This window comes from Candidatus Accumulibacter contiguus (assembly GCF_012940005.1).
Taxonomy (GTDB): domain Bacteria; phylum Pseudomonadota; class Gammaproteobacteria; order Burkholderiales; family Rhodocyclaceae; genus Accumulibacter; species Accumulibacter contiguus.
The window spans coordinates 1-13,471 of record NZ_SPMX01000048.1 but is presented as its reverse complement, the minus strand read 5'-3'; the positions used below and the strand labels follow the sequence as shown (position 1 = coordinate 13,471).

Annotated in this window: 10 protein-coding genes and 2 pseudogenes; 9 read left to right on the top strand and 3 right to left on the bottom strand. The window is 61.2% G+C overall.

Annotated features, from left to right (window positions below; genetic code table 11):
- Positions 1–339: 339 nt before the first annotated feature.
- The 8 genes and pseudogenes from E4Q08_RS15860 to E4Q08_RS15825 all read left to right on the top strand — a co-directional run.
- Positions 340–1,845 (top strand): annotated as a pseudogene (locus tag E4Q08_RS15860) (MFS transporter); the annotation flags it as partial.
- A gap of 40 nt (positions 1,846–1,885) precedes the next feature.
- Positions 1,886–5,767, top strand: coding sequence for a nitrate reductase subunit alpha (locus E4Q08_RS15855; protein ID WP_169071099.1), 3,882 nt, complete (start codon positions 1,886–1,888; stop codon positions 5,765–5,767).
- A complete protein-coding gene (gene narH / locus E4Q08_RS15850) occupies positions 5,764–7,296 on the top strand; it encodes a nitrate reductase subunit beta (protein ID WP_169071098.1) in 1,533 nt (510 codons plus the stop codon). Before E4Q08_RS15855 ends, narH begins: the two co-directional genes overlap by 4 nt.
- A gap of 3 nt (positions 7,297–7,299) precedes the next feature.
- Positions 7,300–7,989: a nitrate reductase molybdenum cofactor assembly chaperone gene (narJ, locus tag E4Q08_RS15845; RefSeq protein ID WP_034918846.1), complete on the top strand. Its 690-nt coding sequence runs from the start codon at positions 7,300–7,302 to the stop codon at positions 7,987–7,989.
- On the top strand, positions 7,986–8,720 hold the full coding sequence (narI, locus tag E4Q08_RS15840; protein WP_211203455.1) for a respiratory nitrate reductase subunit gamma: 735 nt from the start codon (positions 7,986–7,988) through the stop codon (positions 8,718–8,720). The genes narJ and narI overlap by 4 nt, the downstream gene beginning before the upstream one ends.
- Positions 8,721–8,732: 12 nt before the next feature.
- Positions 8,733–9,515: a peptidylprolyl isomerase gene (locus E4Q08_RS15835; protein WP_034920030.1), complete on the top strand. Its 783-nt coding sequence runs from the start codon at positions 8,733–8,735 to the stop codon at positions 9,513–9,515.
- A 137-nt stretch (positions 9,516–9,652) separates the two neighbouring features.
- Complete coding sequence (locus E4Q08_RS15830; RefSeq protein WP_248594957.1) at positions 9,653–11,320, top strand: nitrite reductase; 1,668 nt, start codon at positions 9,653–9,655, stop codon at positions 11,318–11,320.
- A gap of 119 nt (positions 11,321–11,439) precedes the next feature.
- Positions 11,440–11,745 carry a c-type cytochrome gene (locus tag E4Q08_RS15825; RefSeq protein WP_034920023.1) on the top strand — a complete coding sequence of 102 codons (306 nt, stop codon included), beginning with the start codon at positions 11,440–11,442 and terminating at the stop codon, positions 11,743–11,745.
- Positions 11,746–11,843: 98 nt separating this feature from the next.
- Here the strand turns inward: E4Q08_RS15825 and E4Q08_RS15820 are convergent, their stop codons facing one another.
- From E4Q08_RS15820 to E4Q08_RS15810, 3 genes and pseudogenes are all read right to left on the bottom strand, one after another.
- Complete coding sequence (locus E4Q08_RS15820) at positions 11,844–12,077, bottom strand: putative toxin-antitoxin system toxin component, PIN family (RefSeq protein WP_308240153.1); 234 nt, start codon at positions 12,075–12,077, stop codon at positions 11,844–11,846.
- 26 nt (positions 12,078–12,103) lie between these two features.
- Positions 12,104–12,352, bottom strand: a complete 249-nt coding sequence (locus tag E4Q08_RS15815) for an AbrB/MazE/SpoVT family DNA-binding domain-containing protein (protein ID WP_169071095.1) — start codon at positions 12,350–12,352, stop codon at positions 12,104–12,106.
- A 320-nt stretch (positions 12,353–12,672) separates the two neighbouring features.
- Positions 12,673–12,966, bottom strand: a pseudogene (locus E4Q08_RS15810) (ATP-binding protein); the annotation flags it as partial.
- A gap of 252 nt (positions 12,967–13,218) precedes the next feature.
- On the opposite strand from E4Q08_RS15810, the gene E4Q08_RS26195 reads away from it, so the two are divergent.
- The coding region (locus E4Q08_RS26195) for a transposase (RefSeq protein WP_211203454.1) at positions 13,219–13,471 on the top strand (253 nt) is incomplete at its 3' end.

The window sequence follows — 13,471 nt, the reverse complement described above, 5'->3', positions numbered from 1 at the left end:
AGAACGTGTACAGCACAGCAAATACCAGCAATCTCAGCCATGCCTCCCCCTCTTCGGTTTCCCAAAACCCCGATTCAGGATGTCGGTTCCTACGGGCTTGCGCTTGCAGGTGGCGATGAACACTGCTTTTCGGGCGATGAATTAATTCCCCCACTGCACGCAGGCTTCGTTTTCCCTGGTCTGTAAGTGCGGCAAAAATGACGCGGCTGGTTGTCCGTATGGCTTGAGTCGTAGAGTTTTTTTGTCATAAAACTGATGATACAGGAGATGCGGCAACCAGTTCCCATCTCCTCAGCTCCCTTCATCCTCAGACTCTATCGGTAGCATGACTGTCCCGCTTTAAGTGGGAAGCCGGTCTGGGGCATGTGGGGAATCATCACCGTGCAGATGCTCAACCTCGGGTTTCCGTTCACCCAGGCCGAGCTGTTCACGCTGACCGCGATTGCGGGCATTGCCGGTGCGACGATGCGCATCCCGGCGTCGTTCCTGATCCGCCTGGCCGGCGGACGCAACACCATCTTTCTGACCACGGCGATGCTGCTGTCGCCGGCGATCGGCACCGGCATTGCCCTGCAGCACAAGGACTGGCCACTGTGGGCATTTCAGCTGATGGCGCTGTGGTCGGGCGTCGGTGGTGGCAACTTCGCAAGCTCGATGTCCAACATCAGTACCTTTTTCCCGAAGCGGCTGCAGGGTACCGCGCTGGGCCTGAACGCCGGGCTCGGCAACTTCGGTGTGACGACGATGCAGATCGTCATTCCGTTGGTGATGACCGTTGGCCTGTTCGGCGCCTTCGCTGGCGAGCCGATGACGCTGATGAAAGACAGCGGCTGGATCTTCGGCAAGATCGTTGCCGGTACGCCGACCTGGATCCAGAACGCCGGCTTCGCCTGGGTACTCTCGCTGGTCCCCTTGTCGGCGCTGTGCTGGTTCGGCATGAACAACCTGAAGACGGTTTCGCCAGACACCGGCAGCCCGATCATCGCATTCGCCAAGATCATCTACCTGTATTCGCTGGCCTTCGTGCCGGCCATCGCCATCCTGTACCTGTATCTGCCCGCGCCGACCGGCCTGGGTCTGATCAATATGTGGGTCGCCGTTCCGCTCGACGTGATCAGCGCCCTGCTGGTGATGCGGCTCGCGGCCTTCGGCACGATGAAGGAGAACGTCGCCAAGCAGTTCAAGATCTTCGGTGACAAGCACACCTGGTCGATGACCTTGCTGTACATCGTGACCTTCGGCTCGTTCATCGGCTTCTCGATGGCGCTGCCGCTGTCGATCACGGTGATCTTCGGCATCAGCCACGTCCCTGATGCCAACGGCGTGTTGCAGCACACATTGAAGAATCCGAACGCACCCTCGGCCTTCACCTATGCCTGGATCGGCCCCTTCGTAGGCGCAGCGATCCGGCCGGTCGGCGGCTGGATTTCCGACAAGCTGGGCGGTTCGATCGTCACCCAGGTCATCTCCGCGGCCATGGTCGTCGCCTCGATCGCCGTGGGCTACGTGATGATGCAGGCCTACGCCTCGGCCACGCCGGAACAGTACTTCCCGGCATTTCTCGGCCTGTTCATCGTGCTCTTCGCTGCCAGCGGCATCGGCAACGGCTCGACTTTCCGCACCATCGGGGTGATCTTCGACCGTCAGCAGGCTGGCCCTGTCCTCGGCTGGACCTCGGCCATCGCCGCCTATGGCGCCTTCATCGCGCCGGTGGTGATCGGTCAGCAGATCAAGACCGGTACGCCAGAGATTGCCATGTACGGTTTTGCTGCCTTTTACGCCTTGTGTCTGGTGCTCAACTGGTGGTTCTACCTGCGTGCGAATGCGTACGTAAAGAATCCCTGACCGCCCAGAGACCCCCCGCCCAAGTTCCCGAGGAATTCGCATGAGCCACTTTCTAGATCGACTGAGCTACTTTTCCGCACCGAAAGAAGCCTTTTCCGATGACCATGGGATGGTCACCGGCGAGGACCGCACCTGGGAAGATGCCTACCGCAATCGCTGGGCGCACGACAAGGTCGTTCGCTCCACGCACGGAGTCAATTGCACGGGTTCGTGCTCGTGGAAAATCTACGTCAAGGGCGGCATCGTCACCTGGGAAACACAGCAGACCGACTATCCGCGCACACGCTGGGACATGCCCAACCACGAGCCGCGCGGCTGTGCGCGCGGCGCAAGCTATAGCTGGTACCTGTACAGCGCCAATCGCGTCAAACATCCGATGGTACGCGGGCGCCTGCTCAAGAGCTGGCGTGCAGCGCGCCTGGAACAGGATCCAGTGGCGGCCTGGGCGTCGATTGTCGAATCCGAGAGCAGGCGCCGCGACTACCAGAGCGTGCGTGGACTCGGCGGCTTCGTTCGTTCGAGCTGGGACGAGGTCAACGAAATCGTTGCCGCAGCCAACGTCTACACGATCAAGAAATACGGTCCCGACCGGGTGATCGGCTTCTCGCCGATTCCCGCCATGTCGATGGTCAGCTACGCGGCCGGCAGTCGCTATCTGAGCCTGATCGGCGGGGTGTGCATGAGCTTCTACGACTGGTACTGCGACCTGCCGCCGTCCAGCCCGCAGGTCTGGGGCGAGCAGACCGACGTTCCCGAATCCGCCGACTGGTACAACTCCACTTTCATCATCGCCTGGGGTTCGAATGTCCCTCAGACGCGTACGCCCGACGCCCACTTCTTCACCGAGGTGCGCTACAAGGGTGCCAAGACCGTCGCCGTCACACCCGACTATTCCGAAGTCGCCAAGCTCGCCGATCTGTGGATGCACCCCAAACAGGGCACCGATGCTGCGGTGGCGATGGCGATGGGGCATGTGATCCTGAAGGAATTCTATTTCGACAAACGCAGCGAGTACTTCGACGACTACGCGCGCCGCTATACCGACCTGCCGCTGCTGGTGATGCTCAAGGAGCATACCGGCGCCGGCGGTGGGCCACTGCTGGTCCCGGATCGGTACGTGCGCGCCTCCGACTTCGACGGCAAATTCAGCCAGGACAACAATCCCGAGTGGAAAACCGTGGCGATCGACGAAACCGGCAAGGTGGTGCTGCCAAATGGTTCGATCGGTTTTCGCTGGGGCGCTGAAGGGCGTGCCGACCAAGGCAAGTGGAACCTCGAAGCCCGCGAGGCCGTCGCCGGCGACCAGGTCAGGCTCAAGCTATCGCTGCTCGAAGGAGCCACCTCGGCGGCGCAGACGGCGCGGGTCGGTTTCCCGTATTTCGGCGGCATCGAGAGCGAGCATTTCCCGAACAATGCGCAAAGCGACGTGCTGGTACGCACGGTGCCGGTACAGCGCCTCACGCTGGCCGGCGATGCTGGCCCGCGCGAGGTACTGGTGGCGACGGTATTCGACCTGCAGGTCGCCAACTATGGCGTTGCGCGTGGCCTGCCCGGTGAACAGGCGGCGTCGAGCTTCGATGACAACACGCCCTACACACCAGCATGGCAGGAGCGCATCACCGGCGTGCCGCGCGAGCAGATCATCACCGTCGCCCGCCAGTTCGCGGACAACGCCGACAAGACGCACGGCAAGTCGATGGTGATCATCGGCGCGGCGATGAACCACTGGTACCACAGCGACATGAACTACCGCGGGGTCATCAACATGCTGATGATGTGTGGCTGTATCGGCCAGAGCGGTGGCGGCTGGGCGCACTACGTCGGTCAGGAGAAGCTGCGTCCGCAGACCGGCTGGACGGCACTGGCCTTCGCGCTCGACTGGATTCGTCCACCTCGCCAGATGAACTCCACCAGCTTCTTCTACGCGCATACCGATCAGTGGCGTTACGAAAAGCTCGGCATGGAAGAGGTGCTCTCGCCCTTGGCCGACAGGGCCCAATACGCCGGCAGCATGATCGACTACAACGTGCGCGCCGAACGCATGGGCTGGCTGCCTTCGGCGCCGCAACTGCAGACGCATCCGATGCAGGTGGCGCGCGACGCGCAGGCGGCCGGACTGGAGGCCAGGGACTACGTCGCCAGGTCGCTCAAGGATGGCTCGCTGAAAATGAGCTGCAGCGATCCCGATCACCCCAGCAACTGGCCACGCAACCTGTTCGTCTGGCGATCCAACTTGCTGGGTTCCTCGGGCAAGGGGCATGAGTACTTCCTCAAGCACCTGCTCGGGACCAGCAACGGCGTGCAGGGCAAGGATCTGGGCGCTGAAATCGACGACCCCCAGGCGCTGCGCGCCGCCCCCCAAGGGGGTCCGGCCGCCTTGGGGCAGCCCGGCGCCGGCCGGAACGCCAAGCCGAGCGAAGTCGTCTGGCACGAAAAAGGTCCGGAAGGCAAGCTCGACCTGCTGGTGACGCTCGATTTTCGCATGAGCACCACCTGCCTCTACTCGGACATCGTTCTGCCGACGGCCACCTGGTACGAGAAGAACGATCTCAACACCAGCGACATGCACCCCTTCATCCATCCGTTGTCGGCGGCAGTAGACCCGGCCTGGCAATCGCGCAGCGACTGGGAAATCTACAAGGGCTTCGCCAGAAAGTTCAGTGAAGTGTGTGTCGGCCACCTCGGAGTCGAAAGGGAAGTCGTGCTCACCCCGATGATGCACGATACGGCCGGAGAACTGGCGCAGCCGCTGGACGTGAAGGACTGGAAACGCGGCGAGACCGACCTGATTCCCGGCAAGACCGCGCCGCAGGTGCAGGTCGTCGAACGTGACTACCCGAACGTCTACAAGCGCTTTACCGCCCTCGGTCCACTGATGGGCAAGCTCGGCAATGGCGGCAAGGGAATCGGCTGGAACACACAGGACGAGGTGAAGCAACTCGGCGAACTCAGCGGCCTGGTTCAGTCCGAAGGCGCTTCCTGCGGCATGCCGAACATCGACACGGATATCGACGCCTGCGAAGTGATTCTGCAGCTCGCACCGGAAACCAACGGCCATGTGGCAGTCAAGGCCTGGAAAGCACTTGGCAAGCAGACCGGGCTCGATCATACGCATCTCGCGCTGTACCGCGAGGACGAGAAGATTCGCTATCGCGACATCCAGGCGCAACCGCGCAAGATCATCAGCTCTCCGACCTGGAGCGGCATCGAGAGCGAGACGGTTTCCTACAACGCCGGCTACACCAACGTGCATGAGCTGATCCCCTGGCGCACGCTGACCGGGCGCCAGCAGTTTTACCTGGACCACCCCTGGATGATCGCTTTCGGAGAAGGCTTCTCGAGCTATCGCCCACCGGTCGATCTGAAGACCACCGCCGGCATTCATGGCCGCAGGCGCAATGGCAACCCGGAGATCCTGCTCAACTTCATTACTCCGCACCAGAAATGGGGGATTCACTCGACCTATACCGACAATCTGATGATGCTGACCCTGAGCCGTGGCGGCCCGATCATCTGGTTGAGCGAAGACGACGCCAGGAGCGCCGGCATCGTCGATAACGACTGGGTCGAACTCTTCAACGTCAATGGCGCCATCGCCGCGCGGGCGGTGGTCAGTCAGCGGGTCAAGCCGGGCATGGTGATGATGTACCACGCACAGGAAAAGATCGTGAACACCCCCGGCGCCGAGATCACCGGCGTACGTGGCGGCATTCACAACTCGGTGACGCGCATCGTTCTCAAACCGACGCACATGATCGGTGGTTACGCTCAGTTCTCGTACGGCTTCAACTATTACGGGACCATCGGCACCAACCGTGACGAGTTCGTCGTGGTGCGCAAGATGAACAAGATCGACTGGCTCGACACACCGGTTGGCAGCGAACGTATCGCGCTCGTACAGGCACAAGGAGAAAACGCATGAAAGTCCGCGCACAAATCGGCATGGTGCTCAACCTCGACAAGTGCATCGGTTGTCACACCTGTTCTGTCACCTGCAAGAACGTCTGGACGAGTCGCCCGGGAATGGAATACGCCTGGTTCAACAACGTCGAAACCAAGCCCGGCATCGGTTACCCCAAGGAATGGGAGAACCAGGACAAGTGGAACGGCGGCTGGATGCGCAAGGCGAACGGCTCGATCGAGCCGCGCCAGGGCGGCAAGTGGAAGCTCTTGATGAAGATCTTCGCCAATCCCAACCTGCCGGAGATCGACGACTACTACGAGCCCTTCACTTTTGACTACGACCACCTGCAAAGTGCACCGGAGATGAAGGCCAGTCCGACGGCGCGGCCGCGCAGCCTGATCACCGGCATGCAGATGGACAAGATCGTCTGGGGACCGAACTGGGAAGAGATCCTCGGCGGCGAGTTCAGCAAGCGCAGCGTCGACAAGAACTTCGACGGCTTCGAGGCCGCGCAGAAAGCGATGGTGGGTGAATTCGAGAACACCTTCATGATGTATCTGCCGCGGCTTTGCGAGCACTGCCTGAACCCGGCGTGTGTGGCGAGTTGCCCGTCGGGTTCGATCTACAAGCGCGAGGAAGACGGCATCGTCCTGATCGACCAGGACAAGTGCCGCGGCTGGCGCATGTGCGTCAGCGGCTGCCCGTACAAGAAAATCTACTACAACTGGAAGAGCGGCAAGGCGGAGAAGTGCATTTTCTGCTATCCCCGTATCGAATCCGGGCAACCGACGGTCTGTTCGGAGACCTGCGTCGGCCGCATTCGCTATCTGGGCGTCCTGCTGTATGACGCCGACCGGATCGAGGAAGCCGCCGCAGTCGAACACGATCGCAACCTCTACCCGGCGCAACTGCAGGTCTTCCTCGACCCGAACGATCCCAAGATCATCGAACAGGCGCGCCGCGACGGCATTCCCGATGCCTGGATGGACGCTGCGCGCAAGAGTCCGGTCTATAAAATGGCCATCGACTGGAAGGTCGCCCTGCCGCTGCATCCCGAATACCGCACGCTGCCCATGGTCTGGTACGTGCCGCCGCTGTCGCCAATCACTGCTGCCGCCCATGCCGGTCAATTGGGAAGCAACGGCGAGATCCCCGACGTCAAGCAACTGCGTATCCCGGTCAAGTACCTGGCCAACCTGCTGACCGCCGGCGATACTACGCCAGTGGTGCGGGCGCTTGAGCGGATGCTGGCGATGCGTGCGTATCAGCGCGCAAAGCATGTCGAAGGCCGCACCGACCTGGACGTTCTCAAGCAGGTTCAGATGACCCAGGCGGAAGTCGAAGAGATGTATCAGGTGATGGCCATCGCCAACTACGAAGACCGCTTCGTGATCCCGACCAGCCACCGCGAGTATGCCGAGAACACTTTCAACGTGCGCGGCGGCTGTGGCTTCTCGTTCGGCAACGGCTGCTCCGAAGGAATCGGCGAGATGAGCCTGTTCGGCAGCGAGAAGAAGCGAACGATTCCCATCAAGGCGGAGGTCTGAGCGATGTTTTCGCCGAAAATCCCGACCATGGCGATGACCCTGCGCATTCTGGCGCGGCTGCTGAGCTATCCCGATGCCGACCTGCGCCAGCACCTGCGCGTCATGCGCGACGTGCTGCATGATGAACGGGCGCTCACTTCGACGCGCCTGGCCGAACTCGACGCCCTGATCGCCAGCATTGATCGCCAGACCGACATCGATGCCGAAGCCGATTACGTGCAGCTCTTCGACAGCGGGCGCCGCACCTCGCTGCATCTCTTTGAACATGTGCATGGCGATTCGCGCGAGCGCGGCCCGGCGATGATCGACCTGGCGCAGACCTTTGAGCAGGCCGGCCTGTACCTGACGGAAGGAACGCTGCCCGATTACCTGCCGGTGGTGCTGGAGTACGCCTCGACACAACCGCCACGCGAAGCGCGCGCCTTCCTCAACGAGATGGAGGAGATTCTGAACGTCATCTTCAATGCCCTGCTCAAGCGCAACAGCCGCTACGCCAGCGCCCTGGGCGCCCTGCTCGAACTGGCGGGCGGCAAGGCAAGACCGGTCCGCATTCCCGACGACGAGCCGATCGACGACACCTGGGCCGAGCCCGCCGCCTTCGACGGTTGCGTCGCACGCGGCCAGCAACGGACCCACACGACGCAGCCGATCCATATCGTCCGCCCCACCTCCACCCAAGGAGTGCGCACATGAACACCCTGCAAGCCTACGCCCACAACTTCTTCTTCAACGTCTATCCGTATCTGTGCCTGGCGGTCTTCCTGATGGGCAGCCTGGCGCGCTTCGACCGCGACCAGTACACCTGGAAGAGCGATTCATCGCAAATGCTGCGCGCCGGCACACTGCGCTGGGGCAGCAACCTCTTCCACATCGGCATCCTGTTCCTGCTGATGGGCCATACCGTCGGCCTGCTGACGCCGCATTGGCTCTACGAGCCGTTCATTTCGCCGGAGCGCAAGCAGGTGGTGGCGGTAGTGGCTGGCGGCATCGCCGGCGTGGTCTGCTTCATCGGGCTGACCCTGCTCTTGCATCGGCGCCTGTCCGACCCGCGCATCCGCCTCACCAGCCACCGCACCGACCTCGCGATCCTGATCATCCTGTGGGTGCAACTGACCATCGGACTGATCACCCTGCCCTACTCTTTCGGGCACGAGGACGCCAGCGTGATGCTCGCGCTGTCCGACTGGGCACAGCGCATCGTCACCTTCCGACCCGACGCCACCGGTCTCGTCGCACTGGCCTGGCCGTACAAGATCCACCTGGTGCTCGGGATGACGATTTTCCTGCTGTTGCCGTTCAGCCGGCTGGTGCATGTATGGAGCGGCTTTGCGTCACTTGCGTACGTCTTCCGCCCCTATCAATTGGTACGATCCCGCCGCCTGAATCTGCCAGGCGGTCACAACACGCCGCCAGCCCGCAATTAGAGGAGAGTGGAAATGGCCATTGCCACGACCCCTTTCGAGGTTTCCGACACGGTGGCCGCCAGCGCGCGCGTCAACGGTGTAGCGCTGCATGCGGACGGTGAGTTGCTCGATGCCGAAACCCTGCGCCAGCGCGCTTGCACCGAGCTGTTGCGACAGGCGGCGCAGGCAGCGGGACTGCTGGACCCTGGCGATCAGGCCACGCCCGACGGCGTGCTCAGCGAAGCCGCTGCGAACGCCATCGAAGCGCTGCTCGAAGGTACCCTGAAGGTGCCTGATCCGTCCGAAGACGAGTGTCGTCGCCACTACGCAGCGCACGAGAGCGCTTACCGGACCGGCGAACGGGTTCGCCTTCGCCACATCCTCTTTGCCGTGACGCCGGGCGTGCATGTCCCTGCCCTGCGCCAGCGCGCAGAAACGGCCCTGCTCGACGTCCGCAGCCACGATGATCAGGAAGTTGACCGTTTCACCGAAGCTGCCCGGACCCTCTCCAACTGTCCAAGTGCTGCCGAGGGGGGAGATCTCGGGTGGCTGACCGCGGCCGATTGCGCTCCCGAGGTCGCCCGCGAAGTATTTGGCCATGCCGAGGTGGGCGTCCTGCCTCGCCTGGTGCACAGCCGCTTCGGCCTGCACGTGATCGAGGTGGTCGAACGGATGCCTGGTGTCATACAGCCCTTTGCAACGGTACGCGCAACGGTGGCCCAGTCATTGCGTCAACGCAGCTACGTGACCGCGCTGCGCCAGTACCTGAACGGACTGGCCAGGGCAGCCGTGCTGGCGGGGGTTGACCTGGATTAGCGGCTTGATCTGCATCAAGGACAGCGCACACTAGAAATCTGAGACTATCGACTTCCGACAACTATCTAGAAGGGGAGGAAATGAGAACGATTGAATCGATTGCCGGGCTATTTGCCGCCACCGCCTTGACCTTGACCATGAGCAGCGCATTTGCCGAAGAAGGCAAGAAGAGCGTTACCCCGGCTGAAGTCAAATACCAGGCCGCCGGCTCGCCGCTGGCCAGCGAGCCGATGCATCAGAGCATCGATCCCAAGGCCCCAGCGATGACCAAAGCCGAGTTCGACAAGGCGCGGCAGATCTACTTCGAGCGTTGTGCCGGTTGCCATGGCGTTCTGCGCAAAGGCGCCACCGGCAAGGCATTGACGCCGGACAAGACGCTGGCCAGCGGCACCGACTACCTGAAGGTATTCATCAAATACGGTTCGCCGGCCGGCATGCCGAACTGGGGGACCTCGGGCGAACTCACCGACGACGAAGTCGACCTGATGGCCCGCTATATCCAGCAGGAGCCACCGACTCCACCCGAGTTCTCGATGGCCGACATGAAGAAGACCTGGAAGGTCCTCGTACCGCCCGAGAAGCGCCCAACCAGGAAGATGAACAACTACAACCTCGACAACATCTTCTCGACGACATTGCGTGATTCCGGAGAAGTGGCACTGATCGACGGCGACACCAAGAAGATCATCAACATTGTCAAGACCGGTTACGCCGTGCACATTTCGCGCATGTCAGCCTCCGGCCGCTACCTCTACGTCATTGGCCGTGATGCTCGCCTCAACCTCATCGACCTCTGGATGGAGAAACCGGACAACGTCGCCGAACTCAAGATCGGTCTCGAGGCCCGCTCGGTAGATACGTCCAAATTCAAGGGCTTCGAGGACAAGCTGGCGATTGCCGGTTCGTATTGGCCGCCGCAGTACGTGATCATGAAGGGGGACACCCTCGAACCGCTGAGAATCGCCGCCACGCGCGGGATGACTGTGGACACCCAGGAGTTCCACCCTGAGCCACGCGTCGCATCCATCGTCGCCTCGCACTACAAGCCCGAGTTCATCGTCAATGTCAAGGAAACCGGCAAGATCCTGCTGGTCGACTACAGCGACCTCAAGGCATTGAAGACGACCGAGATCGATGCTGCCCGCTTCCTGCACGACGGCGGCTGGGACATGTCGAAGCGCTACTTCATGGTCGCCGCCAACCAGTCGAACAAGATCGCGGCAGTCGATGCCAAGGAAGGCAAGCTCGCAGCGCTGATCGAGGTCGGCAAGATTCCGCACCCAGGTCGCGGCGCCACCTTCGTCGATCCAAAATTCGGTCCAGTCTGGGCGACCAGCCACCTCGGCGACGAGACCATCAGCCTGATCGGCACTGATCCGGTCAAACATCCGAAGGAAGCCTGGAAAGTCGTGCGCACGCTGAAGGGACAGGGCGGCGGTTCACTCTTCCTGAAGACGCATCCGAAGTCGACCAACCTCTATGTCGACACGCCGCTCAATCCGGATACAGCGGTCAGCCAGTCGGTGGCCGTCTTCGACATCAAGAACCTCGACAAACCCTACAAGGTTCTGCCGATCGCCGAATGGGCTGGCCTTGGTGAGGGGGCCAAGCGCGTCGTGCAACCGGAGTACAACAAGGCTGGCGACGAAGTCTGGTTCTCGGTGTGGAGTGCGAAGAACCAGGAGTCAGCGCTGGTCGTGGTCGACGACAAGACCTTGAAGCTCAAGGCGGTAATCAAGGACAAGCGGCTGATCACGCCAACGGGACACTTCAACGTGTACAACACGCAGCACGACGTCTACTGAGAATGGGATAGGCGACCGGGCACGCCTCTGCGCGCCGCCCGGTCTTCCAGAACGAGCGGGCTGTCCAGGCCCGCCTCATTGACCATCCGAGCGTTTCAAACTCTAAACGGAGTACAAGCATGAAAGCGATCCACCTGTGCCTGCTGGCTGCTGCCGGCGTGATGTCTGCTGGTGCTGTCCAGGCTGATGAAGCCTTGGCGAAAGCCAAGAATTGCCTCGCTTGCCACGCCGTGGACAAGAAGGTTGTCGGCCCGTCCTACAAGGATGTGGCGAAGAAGTACACGGCCAAGGACGAAGCCATGCTCGCCGAGAAGGTGATCAAGGGCGGCAAGGGCGTCTGGGGCCCGGTGCCGATGCCGCCGAATGCTGCCGTCACGCCCGACGAGGCGAACAAACTGGTCAAGTGGATCCTCAGCCTGAAGTGATCGCCGCATCCACGAGAAAACCGGTCGAGTACCGGTTTTCTGTTCTTTACGAGGTCGACGGCCGCAAACTCGTCGAGGTAAAGTATTCTTCCATACGATCAGGTCAGCGCCAACTGCATCACGAATTGCTCGGCGGTCACGATGGGACAGCCAAATGAATCACCAAGACTCAGCAGATCCTGATCCCCGGTGACCAGAGCATCCGCCCGACCTGCCACAGCCAGTTGCAGGAAGGGCAGATCGAAAATGTCGCGACAAGCGGGGACTTCGGGAGCAGGGTCAGGAATGCACACAGTGATGCAGTACGGCAAGACAAGATCGATGTCGATCACGACGCGCGGCGGGTGCACGCCGGGCTTCATGTGCTGGGCAAGGTCTGCTTATCAGCATCTTGCCGAACCCAGGCCACGGCGTCGGCGACATCTTGCTCGTCCAGGTTCAGCTCCGCGAGCTTGGCTCGCACCGCATCCGCACGCTGAATACGCATCGGCGTCAGCATGATCTGGCCATCGCGAGCCTCCACTTCGAAGTATTCCGCAGGGCCGACCGCCGCCGTGATGCTCTTCGGCAAAGTGAGCTGGTTCTTTGACGTAATTTTTGCAAGCATGACGACCCTCTCTCGCTATGGTAAGGAATTCTTACTGTACGCCACATGCCGAGGCCCGCTCAAGTCATCGTCTGGGCGTTGCAGCGAACCAGCGATCTGTCCGTAGTTGCGACGACTGCGCCGTAGAGTTGGTCATTGCTATTACGCCTTCACCTCCTGAAATGGATCGATCAATGTCCTCCGCTGGTCGATCGATTGCCCATGCTGCATGTCCTCCGTATAGAGGATCAAGCAGCCTGCCGAGATCGCGGTCGCGACGATCAGGCTGTCGTAGCAGGGCCTTGCACACCCCCAATGCTGCTTGATGGCGGTGGTGGGGCCTACCCCCCAGCGATCGCCTTCCTGGCCTGAACCATTCCCGCCTGCCGCTGACGTTTGAGCCGGTAGCTTTCCCCGGCGATCGGTACGATCTGCGCGTGGTGCAGCAACCGATCCAGCAAGGCCGCCGTCAGCGTGGCATCCTGGGCAAAGGTGGCATCCCATTGGCCGAACGACAGGTTGCTGGTGACGATCAGGCTGCCCTTCTCGTAGCGCGCGGCAATGACCTGGAAGAACAGGTTGGCCTGCTCGCGGCTCATCGGCAGATAGCCGATTTCGTCGATGATCAGCAGGCGGTAAGGTGATTTCCGCAAAACGCCATACCAAGAGTCATCGCGTTAGGCCGGGCTCAGGGCCAGAAAAACAAGCCAATGCGGTAGTTGTTCGGGATCTTGATTCCCGGAAATCGCCTAATGCCTTTAATTCTACTTTGCCACATTTCTAAAATGGTTGAAATACAGGCTATTGAGCTACATATCTAATGCTCTACCACATAAGGAGTATGACGATGAAATCGCCAAATTTATTTATTTGGGATCGGGCGTGCGGTGGCCAGCTGCTGCGAGAATCTGACCAGCCATTTTCAGTCGTTCCGGGAGTGTTTCCGCAGTAAAACGCGAAGCACGGCCGAGCAAGCTGAACAGTACTTGCGGGGCCTTTTTCAAAGCCCTCGTGCGAACCTGGAACAGATGAGCGAGACGGTGGCGGAGACCGAGTATTACAGCCTCCACCACCTGTTGAGCGATGCTGCATGGGACTTTGAGAATGTGCGTCGGGAGACGGCGCGACAAGCGGACGAGT